This window comes from Actinocrispum sp. NPDC049592 (assembly GCF_040675465.1).
In the GTDB taxonomy this organism is placed as follows: domain Bacteria; phylum Actinomycetota; class Actinomycetes; order Mycobacteriales; family Pseudonocardiaceae; genus Kibdelosporangium.
In genome coordinates, this window is sequence record NZ_JBFAPA010000012.1 from 1 (window position 1) to 17218 (window position 17218).

Genomic DNA, 17218 nt, shown 5'->3' on the forward strand with positions numbered 1-17218 from the left:
CCTGCGGCGCACGGGGCAGATCAAAGGGGGCAGGTCTGCGACCTGCCCCGCCGGAAAGCTTATGTGCGCCGCCACCCCGCACAAAATCGAACCGCGTGCGTGCTCACCAGGCGCCGCGATGGGCTCGTCGGCTGGCTGGGCGTGCCCGCGAGCCAGAACACCTCGGCACCACACCTCGGAGCGGTCCCGCGCCGGGATCAATACGGGTGGGTGGTTCTCGGCCGATTGGCTGATGTTGTCTCGGCCGGGTGGCCGGGGTGGTCGGGCTGATCGGCCGACGTTGCTGTGACCTGGGCAAAGGCAGGGTGTGGGGCATGACGCACTCGATGACCCGATGGACGCCGATGACCTCCGCCGAGCGCGAGCAGTTCGAGCAGGACGGCTACCTGATCATCCGCAACGCGCTGAACGCGACGGAGGTCGACTACTACAAGGCGGTGGTCGACCGTGTCTACGCGGCTTCGCCGGAGGCTGCGTCGGGTGCGTCGTTGCACCTGCTCAGCGCGGTGACCAGCTGCCCGCCGTTGGCTGGGCTGATCGACCATCCGTCGGTGTTCGGGCGGGTGTGGTCGGCGTTGGGGTGGAATGTGCACACGTATCACTCGCATATTGATGTGCATCCGCGGATTGAGGGGCGCGAGCCGTTCTGGTGGCAGTGGCATCAGGATGGTGGGCGGCAGAACCGTGAGATCGAGACGGATCCGCGGCCGCGGATGTCGGTGAAGACGGCGTTCTGGTTGTCGGATGTGTCGGTGCCTGGGCGGGGCAATCTGACGATCGTGCCGGGGAGCCACAGGACCAACTGGTTGCCGGGGCCGCCGCAGCGCGGGATGGTGTGGCCGCAGCCGCAAGGCGCGATCGAGGTGACGGTGAACCCCGGGGATGTGTTGTTCTTCGACCGGAGGTTGTGGCATGCGCGTGCGGACAACTACTCGCAGGTGACGCGTAAGGTCGTGTTCTTCGGGTACACCTACCGCTGGATCGCCATCCGCGACGAGACTGGCGATCTGCTGGAGCAGCCATGGTTCCAGGATCTCAACCCGGTGCAACGGCAGCTGCTCGGGTTCGCCGGGGACGGGTCGGGTGATCACCAGTGGGGGCACTATCCGGCCAGTACTCCGCTCTACACCGAGCTTTCCGCCCAGGGCCTGCTGGATCCCAGTCACCCGCCGCTCATTCCCTAGGTAAAAGCACTTCCTATCGGGTCGCCGGGGATCATGGGTAACGTCGTTGCCGTAGTGGTGATCCGAAGGTCCGATGTGGACAACTTATGACTCGTGCGGCCCTCCCGTTGCGGCACAACCGGAACTATCGCTGGTTGTGGCTCGGTCAGGCGGTGTCGTTGCTGGGCGACGAGGTGCTCGAGACCGCCGTGATGTTGTGGCTCGGTCTTGTCGCGGCCGGAGGGGACTCGTGGGGCCCGGCCGCGGCCTCGGGTGTGCTCGCCGCGCGGACGGTGCCGGTTCTGTTGGTGGGACCGATGGGTGGTGTGTGTTCCGACCGGTGGGACCGCCGCCGGATCATGCTCACCACGGATGCCATCCGGGGAACGCTTGTGACCGGGCTGGCGATCCTGTTGCTCGCCGGGGAGGATTTACCCGTGGCGATAAGGCTTGCCGCGATCTACGGTGTCGTGGCCCTGTGCGCGATCGCGGCCCAGTTCTTCAACCCGGCGCGGTACGGTCTGCTTGCGACAGTCGTGGCCGACGAGGACCGGGAACGGATGGGCAGCCTGACGGCCGGAACCGCCGCGATGGCCACGATCGTGGGACCGACTGTTGCCGCGGGTCTGCTTGTGGTTGCCGACGTTCAGTGGGCGTTGCTGGCCACTGCGGCGACCTTCGTGGTGTCCTTTCTGGCCGTTTCCCGGGTTCACGCGTCTCGTGTCGATAGTGGACGGCGCTCCTCGACGAGTGTGTGGCGGGAGCTCCGGGACGGGCTTACGTTCTTCGCGGGCAATCAGCTGCTGCGGGTCATGCTGGTCACGACGGTCATGGTCGTCGTGGGGGTGACCGCGCTCAATACCCTGGACATCTTCTTCGTCACCACGAACCTCCGGGCTCCGCCGGAGGTGTACGGCTTGCTGGGCACGGCTTTCGGGATCGGCTCGCTGATCGGGGCCGCATTGTCGGCGGTGTTCGCGCCCCGGCTCAAGGCGCGCCGGGTGTATTCCTGTGGGTTCATCCTGGTCGGGATGCTGCTGATGCTGTACTCGCGGATGACCGGGCCGATCGGCGCGCTCATCGTGGTGTTCTTCGTGGGGTTTCCGGTGGCGGCGGTGAACTCGATGGTGGGGCCGCTGATCATGCGAGCCGCGCCGGACCACCTGATCGGCCGGGTCAGCGGTGTCCTGCAGCCCGCGATCCACCTGGCGTCCCTGACATCCGCGGGCCTGACCGCGTGGCTGGCTTCGGTGGCTTTGCGGGACCTGAACACGACGGTCCTCGGGGTCCACTTCGGACCGATTGACACGATCTTCCTGTTCGCTGGTATCGTCGTCGCGCTCACGGGTGTGTGGGCGGCACGCGTACTCAGGTAGAGCCGCCCACTGCTAGGTAGAATCCGGGCCTGTCGGGTGATCAGCCTGGCTCGTAACGTCCTTCCCGTGCGCATCCTGTTCACCGTCTTCGGGACCCGGCCGCACCTGTACCCGCTCGTCCCGCTCGCGTGGGCGTTCCGCGCGGCCGGCCACGAGGTCCGGCTGGCCAGCACCCCACGCTGGACAACGGACATCTCGTACACCGGGCTCCCACCGGTCGCCGTCGGCGGCCCACCCCAGGTGACCACGAACGCACGCGATGACCTCGCGGTCGCCGTGTTCTCCCAGCAACCGTGGCCGTCCGACTGGGCCGCGAACGTGGCCGGCCTCACGCCGGAACGGCTGGCCTGCCTGGAATCCATCGGCCGTTATCTCATTGCCGCAGCTGCCGCGATGGTCGACGATCTCGTCGCTTTCGCCCGTTCCTGGCGGCCGGACCTGGTCGTCTACGACTCGTTCAGTTACGCCGGGCCCGTCGCCGCGGCTGCTGTGGGAGTTCCCGGTGTACGACATCTGTCGGGCACGGATTCCGCTCAGCGCCTGGAAATGCGCCAACCCACCAACGATCCCCTGCCGGAGTATGTCTCGCTGTTCGCCCGTTTCGGTGTGCCGGCGACCACCGACCCATCGTCCACAGTAGACCCGACGCCACCGGCCATGCGGCTGGTGACACCGCCGAAGCTACACCCCATGCGCTACATCCCCTACAACGGCCCCGGCGGTACGCCGGAAGGCCTCATGGGCCAACGGTCCCGGCCACGGGTGTGTGTCACTTGGGGACACACGATGTCTGACACGGGCGATGGGCTACTGCCGTTCCGTGCCGTCATCAACGCGATCGCGGTCCAGGGCATGGACTGTCTCATCGCCGCTCCCGCCCGGGAAATCGAGCTTCTCGGCCCGCTCCCGCCGGCCGCGAGAGCGTTGGCTTCGGTTCCGCTGCACCTGGTTCTCCCCTACTGCGACGCGATCGTGCACCAAGGCGGCGACGGGACGGCGCTCACCGCCGCCACCACGGCCGTCCCGCAGCTCATCATCGCCAACAGCCCGGAAGCCGACATGTGCGGTGGCCGGATCACCGCGGCCGGAGCAGGGATCGCGATCCGCTACGAAAGTCACGCCATGGTCCGGGAAGGGGTCCAGAAACTGGTGTCGGTGCCGGCCTATCGGGAAGGTGCCGAGCGCCTGCGTGACGAGATCGAGGCCCAGCCCACCCCGGCCGAGGTGGTTCGGGCTCTGGCCGGGGGTTAGCCATGCGGGTGCTGTTCGCGGTGGCCGGTGGACCGTCCCATCTGTACCCGTTGGTACCGTTGGCGTGGGCGTTCCGGACCGCCGGGCACGAGGTCCGGCTCGCCGGAACACCGAAGTCGGCCACCACGATGGCGCACACCGGACTGTCCATTGTCACTATTGGCCAGGGACCCCAGCTGTCGGCCGAAGCGCGCGAGGAACTGGTCACCACCGCCTACGGTCAGCCGCCTTGGCCGACTGACTGGCCGGCCCATCCCGAACGCCTCACATCGGGGCAACTGAAGCTGCTGGAGGTCCTCGGCCGGTACTCGGTCGCGGCCGCCGACGCCATGGCCGACGACCTGGTCGCGTTCGCCCGGCACTGGCGGCCCGACCTGATCGTGCACGACACCCTCGCCCTGTGCGCCGAGCTGACGGGCGTGCCCTGCGTCCGGTACACGCACGGCGCCCAGGACGTGTTCTGCGTGGAGCGGCGGCCGTCCGGCGAACCGCTGCCCGAGTACGTGGAGATGTTCGCCCGTTTCGGCCAGGAACCGCCGCAGGGCGCGCTGTTCGTCGACACGATGCCGGCCAGCATGTTCCTCGGCGCTGAACGGCCGTGCATACCGATGCGCTGGGTGCCCTACAACGGCCCAGGTCTGGCTCCTGACGGGCTCACCGGGGCTCGGCCCAGGGTCTGCGTGACCTGGGGAATGGTGGCCGAGGGCGCGCTGGGAACGGGCGCTGCCGACCCGTTCGCCGACACGATCACCGCCATCGCTCATGCGGGCGCCGAGGTCCTGGTGCTCGCGAGTCCGAGCCTGGTCTCGGCCCTGGGCACGCCCGCGCAGGGCGTCCGGTACGTCTCCGGGGCTCCGCTGAACCTCGTTCTGCCGCACTGCGACGCGGTCGTGCACCACGGCGGCGAGGGCACCGCCATGGCCGCGGCCGCGCTCGGCGTACCGCACCTCGTGATCACCCGCGAACCCCTGGACGAGCAGGTCGGCGGCCGCCTCGCCCAGACCGGAGCGGCGATCCACCTGCGGCACCAGGAGGCCGCCGACGTCCGGGACGCGATCGACAAGCTGTTGTCCGATCCCGGTTACGCCGATGCGGCGCAACGGTTGCGCGAGGACATCGAGACGATGCCCGCCCCCGCGGACGTCGTCCCCCAGCTCATCGCCTGATCCCGGCCAGCGCCGGCTCCAGCGCCTCGAACAGGCACGGGACCTTGCCGCCGAGGATCACGTGGTAGTCCCGGATCCCGGCGAAGTCGAGCAGCGACGTCACCCGGCTGGTGGTCTCGCCGGTCGCGGTGTCGATGAACGCCGCCCGCGTGCCGATCACATGTCCTTTGTAGACACCATCGCGCAGGGCCGGAAGGTAGGCCGAGCACTCGCGGATGGCCTCGGCATGCGTCTTGTCGACCTGTCGTTGGTCCACGTACTCGGACAACGACACCGAGTCGCTCATCTCCAGCCGCCGGAAGGCCGCCGCGGCGAGGAGATGCCCGCCGTGCACGCTGGACGGCAGCGCGGAGGCGAACCGGCCCCGGATCACCGCGATCCCGATTCCGTCGTACTCATTGGGCAACTGCAGCAGGAAATGCAGGAAGACCTCACAGCGGATCGGCACCCGGGGAAGGCCGGACCGGTCGTGCAACGGGTTGATGTCCGCGAACGTGGTGTTGTAGACGGTCTTCGCGGTCACGACATCGCCGTCGGACAGGATGATCGAGTGCACCTCGCCGGGCTCGATCCTGTGGACGTGCCGGGACACCTGGATCTGCACACCGCCGAGCCTGCGGTGCAGGATCCGGCCGAGCTTCACGCCGTTGAAAGTGCGTTCCACGGACAGGAAAGCCTCGATCACGCCATCGCCGAAATACCGTCGGCGTGGCGCCGGGTAGAGCGGGAGCCCCAGCGAGCCGCAGAACTCGATGTACTCGTGCGGGGAGATTTCCGAGGCACGGTGGATGCCGAAGTACGAGCGGACCTCGCCGTCGACCACTTCGGGGTACTGCTCGGCGAACCGGGCGGAGTTCCGGGCGCATTCCTCGGCCAGCTCCACGTCCGCGCTGTACATGTAGCCCATGTGCAGCTGGCCCTGGTTGGTGCCGGATGCCCGCGCGAACAGGGCGTTCTCCTTCTCCAGCAACACGATCGACAGGTCCGGGTGGCGCGCGGCGACCTGCCCGGCGACGAAACACCCGTAGAACCCGCCGCCGACAACGGCCACATCGAAGTTGTTTCCGGCCACAATTCCGGACGTTACGTTGCCGCCGAGCCCGCCCGAAGCCCTCGTTTCCCCTTAGGAACCAACGAAAACACCTAGGAACACCACGATGGACAGCCGGCTGAGGCCTCGACCAAGGCCACACCGCCGGGTGTGGTCAGGTCGAGGTCGTCGCGGAGTGCAGTGCCGGGCCTGTTCGGGTCACGGCCGTCAAGGAGTGATGGTGACCTCGGGGACGTAGGTGATCCACCGGCCGCCGGAGCGGGTGAACTCCTGTTCCTTGGCCATGATCTCGGTGGCGTGGTTCCAGGCGAACAGCAGCGCGTAGTCCGGATAGGACTCGGCGAAGGCCGAGTGTGGCCGGACCGGCAGGTGGACGCCGGGGGTCAGCCTGCCTTGTTTGGCCGGGGTCGTGTCGCACACGTACGACACGAGGTCCGGCCCGATGCCGCAGAAGTTCGTCACGGTCGCGCTCTTCGCCGTGGCCCCATAGCCGGCGACCGTCTTGCCCTTGTCCCGCAGGAGTGACAACAGACCGGTCAGGTCCGTCCTGATTCTTTCCACTGTGGACTGGAACTGCTTGAGGGTGGCCTCCTCGGTGACCCCGTACACCGCCTCGGCGGCCAGCAGATCGGTCACTGATGCGGACGGCAACCCGGCCCCCGCCCGCATCAGTGTGTACCGAACCTCGCCGCCGTGCACCGGCAGCCGTTCGGCCGCGACCAGTTCGAGGCCGTGCCGCGCGGCGAGGTTCGCCACCGATCCCGCCGTGAAGAAGTAGAAGTGCTCGTCGTAGATCTGGTCGAACGAGGACTTGGCCAGGATGTCGGCGAAGTACGGGTCCTCGAACACGAAGATCCCGTCCGGGGCGAGCAGGGTGGACACTCCCTTGAGGACCGAGTTCACGTAGGGGATGTGGCACAAGGTGTTCGCCGCGAAGATGACATCCGCCGGACCGTCGCACGCCCGGATCCCGGCCGCCAGGTCCTCGTCGAAGAACTCGCCGACCACCCGCACGCCTCGGCTCGCCGCCACCGCCGCGACCGCACCCGACGGCTCGATCCCGAGGTGCCGCCCGCCCGCCTCGGCCACGACGTGCAGCATGGCGCCGTCGTTGCAGCCCAGCTCGACGATGAACCCGTCCGGCCCGGCCCGGTCCAGGAAACCGCGGGCGGCGGCTTCGAAATGGGCCCGCATGAAGGCCGATCCCGAGGAATAGTACGGATATCCCTCGTGGAACATCAGTTCCCGCGGGACCTCCTCGACCAGCTGGACCATCGTGCAGGAAGCGCAGCTGCCCACGGCGAGCCGGAAGAAGAACTCCTCGCTGTCGTCTTCCGGCCGGCGGAAGGCATCCGACAACGGGTGTCGGCCGAAGTCGGCGAACTCCTGGAGCGGTCCCGCGCAGACTCGGCAGATGGTCATCGGGACGTCCTTTCCCCGGCCAGGCCGGCGACCATGCCGTGCAGGCAGGTGATCATGGTTCGGGCCTGGACGTTGACGTAGTGACTGTGCCGCAGCAGATCCAGCAGCTGGTGCACAGTCAGCCAGCGGAAGTCCGGCGGCTCGTCCAGCGGGTCCAGGTCGGTCTCGACGACCCGGTAGGACGTCCTGGCGTGGTAGAACCGGCCGCCCTCCTCGGACAGCATGGCGCTGAACCGCGTCCGGTCCGGTCCGGCGGCCAGCACCGAGTCCAAATAGGGCGGTGGAGGTATGTGCTTGTAGTTCTCCGGCGCGCATTGCACGGTCGGCGCCAGCTCGACCACGTCCACGTACCCGGGCTCGGCCCTGGCGTGCACCAACACGTGCAGGACACCGGCGATCTCGCGGACCAGGAACGCGACCAGTCCGGTGCCGTGCGGCCGCAGCATGGGTTGCATCCAGTTGCCGACCTCGCGGCCGGTCGCGGTCACGCCGATCCCGATGACGTCGAAGAACAGCCCGTCCTCGTGCCGGATCCGCGCCGGTTCCCGGTACCAGCCACGGACTTCGGCCAACGGGATGGTCCGGGTGCTGATCTCGGTGCGGGTCCGGCGCTCGGTGATCCAGCTCAGGACCTCCCCCATCGAGTGCAGGCTGCCCTCGCCGGCGCTGCACGACCGGACCAGCGACTCCCGCCGGCCATCGCCGTCGTACACCCCGGCGAAGGGCAGGCAGGACAACACCGTCCGGGCGTCCATGTTGACCACATCGTCCACTGCGAGCAGCTGGTGCACATCGCCGAGGGTCATCCACCGGAACCCGTCCAGCACCTCGATGTCCTCGTCGACCTCGACGATCATGTTGCGGTTGCGCTTCTGCAGGAACCATGATCCCTGCTCGGACTGGCGGACGTCCGCGATCACCTGTCGAGCGTCCACAAAGTACTCGAGGTAGGGCACGGGTTTGCCACCGTGCACGCGCGTGTAGTTGCTGCGAGTGGCCTGGACGGTCGGCGAGAGCTGCAGGCCGTTGGGGTTGCCCGGTTCCACTTTGGCCTGCATCAGGCAGTGCAGGACGCCGTCGATCTCCTTCACGAGAATCCCGAGGATGCCGATCTCCGGCTGGATGATGATCGGCTGCTGCCAGCGCGGCACCGGGCCACCCGGGAAGTCCACCGCCAGCCCGGTGATCGTGAAGAACTTCCCCACCCGGTGGCGGATGTCACCGGTGAACGGGTCGATCAGCCAGCCTTCCAACCGGTTCAGGTTCGTGGTGGTCACGGTCGCGGACGAATACCGCGCGTACTCGTCGAACCAGGCGCGAACGGCGTCCGGGCCCAGCACCGGGTGCATCGAGGCCGCGATCCGCGCAGGGGTGCGGGGATCCTGGTCGGGCAGCAGGGCCGGGGGCACGGCGGTTCCTACAGCCGGGCCAGGATCGCCCGCAACGCCTCGATCACCCGGTCCTGGGTCTCGCGCCGCAGTGACGGGTACATCGGCAGGGAGAAGATCTGCCCCGCGAGCGCCTCGGTGACCGGCAGCGCGCCCATCGGGTAGCCGAGCTTGGCGAACCCGGACATGGTGTGCACCGGCCACGGATAGCTGATGTTCAGCGAGATGTCGTACTGCTTCATCGCCTCGATGATGTCGTCCCGCCGTGGATGCCTTACCACGTACAAGTAGTAGACGTGTTCGTTGCCCTCGGCCGTTTTCGGCAGCACGAGTTCGGTGTCCGCCAAGGCTTCGGCGTAGCGGTGCGCGATCGCTCGCCGTGCTTCGAGATAGCCGTCGAGCCTGCGGAGCTTGCGGCGCAGGATCTCGGCCTGGACCTCGTCGAGCCGGCAGTTGTGACCGGGCGTCTCCACGACGTAGTAGCGGTCGGCCATCCCGTAGTAACGCAGGCACCGCAGGCTTTCCGCGACCTCTGGGTGCGATGTCACCGTCGCGCCGCCATCGCCATAAGCGCCAAGGACTTTGGTCGGATAGAACGAGAACGCGGCCGCGTCACCAAGAGTCCCGGCCATCTCGCCGTGGTGCCGGGCGCCGTGTGACTGGGCGCAGTCCTCCAGGATCTCCAGGTCGTGCTTGGCGGCCAGCATCCGCAACGGGGCGATGTCCACGCACTGGCCGTAGAGGTGCACCGGCAGGATGCATCGAGTCCTGCCGGTGACCGCGGCGGCGACCTGATCGGTGTCCATCAGGTAGCTGTCCTCGTGGACGTCGACGAAAACCGGCGTCGCCCCAACAGCATCGATGGCCACGACGGTCGGCGCCGCCGTGTTGGACACGGTGATGACCTCGTCGCCCGGCCCGATCCCCAGCGCCTGCAGGCCGAGTTTGAGGGCGTTGGTCCCGTTGTCCACCCCCACGCAGAACCGGGCGCCGAGATACTCCGCGTACTCCCGCTCGAACCCCTGAACACTCGAGCCGAGAACGAGCCGGCCGGACCGGAACACCGAGTCGACCGCGGCCAGGATGTCGTCCCGCTCGTTGTCGTACTCGTCCAGGTAGTTCCAGACCAGCGTACTCATGCTGAAAAACGTTACGCACCAACAGTTTTCCCAGCATCAGCCGGAACTACTCAGGGGCCTGCTGACCTCGTGAGTGGTTGCCTCGCGACATCGGGTCAGCGGCATCCCCCAAAACGGACACGGTGACCGCCTTCGTCCGGGTGAAGCTGAGCAACTCCGCCACGCACTCGGCCACGCCGGGTACTCGCCGGGTGGATCCGTTCACGCACACCGACCCGGCTTCGAACGCGCTGGTGAAGTGGTGCGCGCGGTCGAGGCTCCGCGTCCACACGCTGGTGGCCACACCGTGGTCAACGGCGTTGGCAAGCTGGATGGCCTCCTCGTCAGCGGTGAAGGTCACCACCGACAGCACTGGCCCGGGGATGTCCGCCGAGAACACCGTCATCCCGGGGCCGACGCCGGTGAGCACGGTGGGCTCGACGAAGAAACCCGGTCCCGGCAGCCGCCCGCCACCGCACGCGACGGTCGCGCCATCGCGCTGGGCGGCGGCGATGTAGGCGAGGATCTGGTCGGCCTGGGTCTCGGCACCGAGCGGGCCGATGTCCACAGTGGACTTGACGGCGGCGCCGACGGTGAGCGCCCGGATCCGGTGCACGACAAGGCGGACCAGTTCGTCGGCGATCGACTCGTGCACCAGCAGGGTCGCCGTGCCCGGGCACAGCTCCCGCGCGGCACCGGACGCCGCCGCGGCCAGGTCGGCGTCGTCGAGGACGACCATCACGTTCTTCCCGCTCACGGCCAGCGTGACGGTCTTGACCGCCGCCCGCGCGGCGAGGACCTGGACCGACCGCCCGGCGCGTCCGTTGCCGGTGAAGGCGATCCGGCGGATCAACCGGTGCGCCGCGACCGAATCCGGCGACGCGGTCACGACGTTCAACACCCCGGGCGGCAACCCATCGGCGAACAGCTCGCCGATCCGCAACGCGGTCAGCGGCGCTTGGCGGCCGGCGGTGAGGATCACGGCGTTTCCGGCGACCAGCGGCGCGGCGATCCTGCTGGGCGGACCGATCACGCTGGTCACGCCGAACGGTTCCCGGACGGTGTAGTGCACGGTGTCGTCACCGGTCGGGACGACCGTGCCCGCGAGCTGGGGCGCGTAGTCCGCGAACATCTCCAGCGACACGGCGGCGTCCTCGACGTCGAGCAGCATCGTCCGAAGAGGACAGCCGTGGTCGGACGCGGCCAACGTGGCCAGGTCAGCCGCGTTGTCCCGCAGGATCCGCGCGAGATCCCGGACGAGCGCGGCCCGGGCCCGCGGCGCGAACCGGCCCCACTCCCCCGCCGCGCGTGCCGCTGCCCGGTACGCGACGTCGACGTCGTGCTCGTCACCGTCGGGCGCCTCGGCGAGCGTGCTGCCGGTGCTCGGGTTCACGACCGGATAACGTTGGCGCAGAACGGGTTCCCGCAGCTCCCCGCCGATCAGCAGGCGCCAGTGGTGGGCGAGCGTGTCCATGCCGGGTCCCCACCTCCAGGCGTTCCGCGACTGGGTGGAACGCCCGTCTAAGTTTAGGTCACACTTGACCTAAATTTAAGGGCTCGGGTCCAGCACCGGCTCGTCGACCCCCTGCCCGGCGGCCAGCCGGTCGACCAGCTCCAGCCCGCGCTCGGCCCAGGCGATCTCGCTCTTGGCCCGTTCGATCAGGCCGCGGTACGCGTGCGCCTTGTAGGCGACGATCGCGTCATGGGAGGACGCCGGAGACTTGGCCAGCCTGCGCTTGAGCAACGCCGTGGCGCGCTGCTCGAGCTGCTCGACGTGCTCCTCGTAGTGGTCGCGCAGGGCCTCGTAGTGCTTGCGGTGCGCGCGGAACTGGGCCCTGGCCTCCCGGTAGCTGCCGTACTCGAAGTAGGTCGCCTTGACGTACGCCGGATCGCGCAGCGCCGGTGGGGCCTCCACTTGCGACACCCATTGCTGCAGTTGCTTGCAGCCGGCCGGAGTAAGGGCGTAGGCGCGTTTGGTGGCTTTCTCGCCGCGGGGCAGGGTCTCCGCCTCGATCATGCCCTCGGCCTCCAGCCGGCGCAGCTCGGTGTAGATCTGCGAGTGCTGCGCGTGCCAGACGTAGGCCACCGACTGGTCGAACCATTTGGCCAGCTCGTAGCCGGTCATCGGGCCGGCCTCGATCAGGGCCAGCAGGGCGTAGCGCAGGGTCATGACATCAGATCTTGCGCCGTTCCGGCCGCGGAGTCACATTTTCGGTCAACGTTGACGTAAATCGTTCGCCAACTCTACGGTGGCCGGATGCCCAAGTTGCCGTTGTCTTTCGCCTGCTGGGACTACGACCGGATGCGCCCGCTGCAGGACGGGCGCGTGCGCCCGGAAGGCATCGACCTCACCCACCTCGTCCTGCCGGTCGAGGAGACCTTCTACCGGCAGCTGCGGCACCAGGAGTTCGACGTCAGCGAGATGAGCCTGTCGTCGTACCTGCTCACTTTGGACCAGCCGGACCCGCCATTCGTCGCACTGCCGGTGTTCCCCTCGAGGTTCTTCCGGCACCAGTCCATCTACATCAACGCGCACAGCGGCATCAGCAAACCCGGCGACCTGGCCGGCAGGCGCATCGGCACGCCCGAGTTCCAGCTGACCGCCGGGGTCTGGCAGCGCGGCATCCTCGCCGACGACTACGGCGTGCCGGTGGAGAGCATGAACTACTGGACCGGCGCGCTGGAGGGCCGCGGCCGGTTCGAGAAGATCCCCCTCGAGCTGCCGGACACCATCCACGTCACCCCGATCGGGCCGAACCAGAACCTGTCCGCGATGCTCGCGTCCGGTCAGCTCGACGCGATCCTGACCGCCCCGCAGCCGTCCTGCTTCGGCCGCGAGCCGCACATCCGCCACCTGTTCGAGAACTTCCGCGCGGTCGAACAGGACTACTTCCGCCGCACGGCCATCTTCCCGATCATGCACACCGTCGTGATCAAGCGGTCGGTGTACGAGCGCAACCCGTGGGTCGCGCGCGAGCTGTACAAGGCGTTCGACTCCGCGCTGCGGATCGCCTACGACGACCTGTTGCAGCGCAGCGCGCTCAAGGTGATGCTGCCGTGGCTGCACGACCACGTCGAGGAGACCCTCGCCGAGCTCGGCCCCGGTTTCTGGGACTACGGCCTGGAACCCAACCGGCACGTGCTGGAGACGTTCGCCCGCTACTCGCACGCGCAGGGCCTGGCCAAGAAGCTGTACTCGGCCGAGGAGATCGTGCTGGCCGAGGCCAGCGAGAGCTACCGCGTCTAGCGCTTCAGGTCCATGATTGCGGGGGCTCGTCCTTTCGGGCAGCCCATCGGGACTTGTGCGCGTTCCGGGATGCTCGGAGAGTTGGGTCATGCGGCACATGGATCGGGAGGTGTCGCCGGACCAGACCGGCTCGGCCGAGGCGCGCCCGGCGGGTCCCTCCCCGGTCATGCTGGGGGTGGGCAACCAGGCGGCGGCCCGGCTCGCGGGCTCGCAGCCGATGGTGTTCGCGCAGCTCTGGAGCCTCGGGTCGGCGATCGACACAGCGGGGACCGTCGCCGGCGCTGTCGTGAAAGGGCTCGTAGGCCAGGAGCTGAGCGGGTCCGTCGGGGTCGAAGGGGACAACAACCCCGGGGACATGCTGATCGTGTTGCGGCTGCTGGCCGCGGCCGGTTATGCGGACGCGGACCTGAACGCGGCGATCAGCCGGTTCCAGAAGGAGGTCCTGCACTTCCCGCATCCCGACGGGCGGGTCGACCCGGGTGGGCGGACGTTGCGGGCGTTGACCAGGACGCATGCGTCCTCTTCGGACTCCGGCTCCGCTGCGGCTCCAGCCGCTCCCGGTGCACCCGCTGCTGCCAGTGCCCCGGTCGCACCGGCTGCTCCTGCGCCTTCAGGGCCGATTCCGGCCGATCCCGCGGCCATCGAGGCGGAGCTGAACCGGCTGGAGGCGTTGGGGCGCAAGGCGACCCCGGGCAGCAAGGGCGGCCAGCAGGCGTACGAGGAGAGCGGGCCGGGGCGCGCCGAACTGGTCGAGGGCATCGGCAACGTGCGGACCGCGATCAACGGGCTGACCGATCCGGCGAAGAAAGCCGAGTTCTTCCACCGGGTCAGCGCGATCGCCCCGTTCTACACCCAGTTCGCCAACACCAACATCCTGCACAAGGACGTCAGCATCGTCCGCAACTCGACGTGCAACATCACCACGGTCGCGTTGTGCCTTGAGCAGATGGGCAAGAGCGCCGGCGACTACACCGGCGACCGGCACAAGCTCGAAGCCGTCGAGCGGTGGGCGGAGGCGCAGACCGGCAGCGAGATCGACTCCGGCTCGCGGCTGGCCGACTTCATGCAGCTGGCGTCCATTGTGGAGAAACTGTCGGTCGGCGACCCCACCGACGAACAGATCGAGAAGGCCCGGTTCGAGGCGCTCAACCACTGGATCGCCACCGGCGCCGACCCCCTGATGGTCCTGTTCCGCCGGTTCGGCGTGGGCACCGAGGTGATCAAGAGCCCCGAGCAGGACGACCTCACCGCGATCGGCAAGAAATACCGCGACGGCATCTGGAAGACCGCCAGCGCCCGCCAAAGCCTTGAACGCCAGGGCAAGTCCGGCGACGCCGACGTCGTCGAAGCCGGCCACCACGTCAAGGACCTCGACGAGCAGGAGGAGAAGGTCGACCTCCACGGCTACAAACAATGGGTCAAGGACACCTACACACCCATCCTCGACGCCGGCCGCCCGGTCGCCGTCGGCCAGTACTACCACTGGACCCGCCTGCAGGACTTCAACGACGACTACGTCGTCATCGACGACGTCGGCGGCACCAACCGGTTGAACCGCAAGTACGCGTGGGAGGAAGCCCGCGGCATCGGCCTGTTCGCCAAAGCCGTCGTCGTCAAGGGTTGACCAGCGCCCCGACGATGTAGGACCGCAGGAACGCGTGTTTGTCGCCGGTGGGGGTGTCGGTGAGGCGGGCGATACGGGTGTCGAAGGCCGATTGGGTGAGGGCGCCGACGCTGAACAGGTAGGCCCATTCGTGGAAGCCCGGCGGCTTGTCCGGGAGGGCGGTGCGGAGGGCGGCGATGAACTGGCGTGCCATGGGGTCGAACAGTTCGGCCATGATGGCTCGTTGCTGGCTCGAGGGGTCGGCGGCCTCGCGGAACACCAGGCGCGCGAACCACACGTCGCCAGGGTTGTCGTGCAGGGCCAGGACCGGGTCGACGAAGGCCTTCACGATGTTGTCCACCGCGTCCGGGGCGGTGAGATCCACGGCGGCCAGGCGGGCCAGGCGGTCGTCGTTGATGTACTGGCGGCTGCGGAAGATCTCGGTGTACAGGTTGATCTTCGCGGTGAAGTGGTAGACCACCAGGGAGAGCTGGACGCCGGCCTCGGTGGCGATCTGGCGCATGGTCGTGCCGTGGTAGCCCTCGAGCGCGAACACCTTCTCGGCGGCTCTCAGGATGGTGTCGCGGCGGTCACGGGGCACTTGCCGAGTGTACTGTACGTACGTACAGTCAGCCAGGTGAAGTTCGCCGCGATCAGCATCGACGGGCGCTACCGGCACGCGCTCGTTCACGAGGACCTCCTGCACCCGCTGCCCGCGGGCACCGACCTGTTCCCGGTCCTGACGGCGCCGCCGGACCAGGTGCTCGCCCGATGCGAGAAACCCGTCGCGCCGCAACGGCTTCTGCCGCCGGTGCGGCCACCGTCCATCCGGGACTTCATCACGTTCGAGAAGCACATGGAGGGCGCGGGCCGCGGGCTGGGCCGGGACGGCGTGCTGCCGGAGTGGTACGAGATCCCCACGTTCTACTTCACCAACCCGCACGCGCTGATCGGCGCGACCGACCCGGTGCCGGTGCCGCCGGGCTGTCAGGTGTTCGACTTCGAGCTGGAGGTCGCCGCGATCATCGGCACCGAAGGCGGCAACCTCACGGTCGAGGACGCCGCGGAGCACATCGCGGGCTACAGCGTCTTCAACGACTGGTCCGCGCGTGACCTGCAGGCGCACGAGATGCGGATCGGCCTGGGACCGGCCAAGGGCAAGGACACCGCGTCCACGCTGGGCCCGTACCTGGTCACGCCGGACGAGCTGGAACCGTACCGGGACGGCGACCGCTACGACCTCACGATGACCGTGTCGATCAACGAAACCGAGCTCGGCACGGACTCGCTGGCGAACATGGCCTGGTCGTTCCCGGAGCTGATCGCCTACGCGAGCCGCGGCACGGTGGTCCGGCCTGGTGATGTTCTCGGCTCCGGGACCTGCGGCGATGGGTGTCTCGTCGAGTTCTGGGGGCGTCGGGGCGCCCAGGACCCGCCGCCGCTCAAGGTCGGCGACACGGTGACGATGAGTGTCACCGGGCTCGGCACCATCTCGAACACCGTGATCGAAGGCCAGCCGGTGCACCCGGTTGCGCGGGCGCGGTCCTAGAACCCGCAGGCGGACAGGGCGTCCTCGGCGAACTTGCACGCCATCTGCGCCCGCGGTCCCAGGTCACGGAACTGCGGCAGGTCGGCCTTCGCCGCCCACGTGCCCATCCCCGCGGCCGGCAGCTGGCCGTTGGGCGGCAGGTCGAGCAGGACCGCGTAGCAGATGTCCGTCTCCTTGCCGTTGCCGAGATCCCAGGAGGCGTACCCGACCGTCGCGATGGGACGGCCGGTCCAGCCGCCGGTCTCCTCGGCGAGCACACGCCGGACCGTCGTGAGCGCGTCCTCCTGCGCCTGGCGGCGGCCGCTGACCAGGTCCAGACCGCCGCGGAAGACACCCGTGCCGTTGGGCATCGCCCGGAAGAAGACCTTGCCCTGCGCGACCACCGCGACGCTGATGATCACGTTCAGGTTCTGCGGGCCGAACTGCGGGATCAGCAGCTGGTAGCCGTTGGCCGCGGTGACGGCCTGGTCGGTCGGCCGCGGCTGGTACCCCGGCGGCATCTGGGCCGGCGCCTGTTGTGGTGGGTACTGGACCTGTTGTGGCGGATACGCCGGGTACGGCATCTGCTGCTGCGGGTACGGCGGCATCATCGGCGGTTGTTGCTGGTAGGGCGGCATGTACTGCTGCGTGGGCGCGTTCCGTTTGCGCAGGCTGACCGAGATCACGATGACGGCGGTCACCAGGACGACCAGGAAGGTCAGCAGCGAGTAAAGGCCCACCCGCAGGACCCTATCGTTGTTGATCACCTCGCACGCCACGAACCGGAAACTTCCAGCGACGGCCGGAGATCCGGTTGTGCCCAGGCCGGTCACGATACGATGGGATGGGCGGCGCGAGGGCATCCGGCCCGCGCCACGTGAGCGACGGGCGTAGCGGTTGACCGG

15 protein-coding genes are annotated in these 17218 nt (G+C 68.4%); 7 read left to right on the forward strand and 8 right to left on the reverse strand.

What is annotated here, in order from left to right; genetic code table 11:
- The first annotated feature begins 314 nt into the window (after window positions 1–314).
- The 4 genes from AB0J95_RS27765 to AB0J95_RS27780 all read left to right on the forward strand — a co-directional run bounded on the left by AB0J95_RS27765 (window position 315) and on the right by AB0J95_RS27780 (window position 4956).
- A complete protein-coding gene (locus tag AB0J95_RS27765) occupies window positions 315–1184 on the forward strand; it encodes a phytanoyl-CoA dioxygenase family protein (protein WP_364763806.1) in 870 nt (289 codons plus the stop codon).
- An 86-nt stretch (window positions 1185–1270) separates the two neighbouring features.
- On the forward strand, window positions 1271–2539 hold the full coding sequence (locus AB0J95_RS27770) for an MFS transporter (protein ID WP_364763809.1): 1269 nt from the start codon (window positions 1271–1273) through the stop codon (window positions 2537–2539).
- 66 nt (window positions 2540–2605) lie between these two features.
- Entirely contained in the window at window positions 2606–3790 is a 1185-nt protein-coding gene (locus AB0J95_RS27775; RefSeq protein WP_364763812.1) for a nucleotide disphospho-sugar-binding domain-containing protein, read from the forward strand.
- A 2-nt stretch (window positions 3791–3792) separates the two neighbouring features.
- The gene (locus tag AB0J95_RS27780) at window positions 3793–4956 is read left to right on the forward strand and encodes a nucleotide disphospho-sugar-binding domain-containing protein (protein WP_364763814.1); all 1164 of its coding nucleotides are present in this window, start codon (window positions 3793–3795) and stop codon (window positions 4954–4956) included.
- Here the strand turns inward: AB0J95_RS27780 and AB0J95_RS27785 are convergent.
- The 6 genes from AB0J95_RS27785 to AB0J95_RS27810 form a co-directional block, all read right to left on the reverse strand.
- Complete coding sequence (locus AB0J95_RS27785) at window positions 4946–6028, reverse strand: FAD-dependent oxidoreductase (RefSeq protein WP_364763817.1); 1083 nt, start codon at window positions 6026–6028, stop codon at window positions 4946–4948. The two genes, AB0J95_RS27780 and AB0J95_RS27785, sit on opposite strands and share 11 nt — an antisense overlap.
- A 186-nt stretch (window positions 6029–6214) precedes the next feature.
- Complete coding sequence (locus AB0J95_RS27790) at window positions 6215–7429, reverse strand: class I SAM-dependent methyltransferase (protein WP_364763820.1); 1215 nt, start codon at window positions 7427–7429, stop codon at window positions 6215–6217.
- Window positions 7426–8838 carry an NDP-hexose 2,3-dehydratase family protein gene (locus AB0J95_RS27795; RefSeq protein ID WP_364763823.1) on the reverse strand — a complete coding sequence of 471 codons (1413 nt, stop codon included), beginning with the start codon at window positions 8836–8838 and terminating at the stop codon, window positions 7426–7428. The genes AB0J95_RS27790 and AB0J95_RS27795 overlap by 4 nt, the downstream gene beginning before the upstream one ends.
- An 8-nt stretch (window positions 8839–8846) precedes the next feature.
- On the reverse strand, window positions 8847–9956 hold the full coding sequence (locus AB0J95_RS27800) for a DegT/DnrJ/EryC1/StrS family aminotransferase (RefSeq protein ID WP_364763826.1): 1110 nt from the start codon (window positions 9954–9956) through the stop codon (window positions 8847–8849).
- A 46-nt stretch (window positions 9957–10002) separates the two neighbouring features.
- Complete coding sequence (locus AB0J95_RS27805) at window positions 10003–11409, reverse strand: aldehyde dehydrogenase family protein (protein ID WP_364763829.1); 1407 nt, start codon at window positions 11407–11409, stop codon at window positions 10003–10005.
- Between the two features lie 75 nt (window positions 11410–11484).
- The gene (locus AB0J95_RS27810) at window positions 11485–12105 is read right to left on the reverse strand and encodes a PadR family transcriptional regulator (protein WP_364763832.1); all 621 of its coding nucleotides are present in this window, start codon (window positions 12103–12105) and stop codon (window positions 11485–11487) included.
- Between the two features lie 87 nt (window positions 12106–12192).
- Here AB0J95_RS27810 and AB0J95_RS27815 point away from each other — a divergent pair, with 87 nt between their 5' ends.
- Both AB0J95_RS27815 and AB0J95_RS27820 read left to right on the forward strand, forming a co-directional pair.
- On the forward strand, window positions 12193–13182 hold the full coding sequence (locus AB0J95_RS27815) for an ABC transporter substrate-binding protein (RefSeq protein WP_364763835.1): 990 nt from the start codon (window positions 12193–12195) through the stop codon (window positions 13180–13182).
- A gap of 88 nt (window positions 13183–13270) precedes the next feature.
- On the forward strand, window positions 13271–14806 hold the full coding sequence (locus tag AB0J95_RS27820; RefSeq protein ID WP_364763838.1) for a hypothetical protein: 1536 nt from the start codon (window positions 13271–13273) through the stop codon (window positions 14804–14806).
- Here AB0J95_RS27820 and AB0J95_RS27825 read toward each other — a convergent pair.
- Window positions 14796–15386 carry a TetR/AcrR family transcriptional regulator gene (locus tag AB0J95_RS27825; protein ID WP_364763841.1) on the reverse strand — a complete coding sequence of 197 codons (591 nt, stop codon included), beginning with the start codon at window positions 15384–15386 and terminating at the stop codon, window positions 14796–14798. The two genes, AB0J95_RS27820 and AB0J95_RS27825, sit on opposite strands and share 11 nt — an antisense overlap.
- A 36-nt stretch (window positions 15387–15422) precedes the next feature.
- On the opposite strand from AB0J95_RS27825, the gene AB0J95_RS27830 reads away from it, so the two are divergent.
- On the forward strand, window positions 15423–16334 hold the full coding sequence (locus AB0J95_RS27830) for a fumarylacetoacetate hydrolase family protein (RefSeq protein WP_364763844.1): 912 nt from the start codon (window positions 15423–15425) through the stop codon (window positions 16332–16334).
- Here AB0J95_RS27830 and AB0J95_RS27835 read toward each other — a convergent pair.
- Entirely contained in the window at window positions 16331–17053 is a 723-nt protein-coding gene (locus AB0J95_RS27835) for a hypothetical protein (RefSeq protein ID WP_364763846.1), read from the reverse strand. The genes AB0J95_RS27830 and AB0J95_RS27835 overlap by 4 nt on opposite strands.
- Window positions 17054–17218 lie beyond the last annotated feature (165 nt).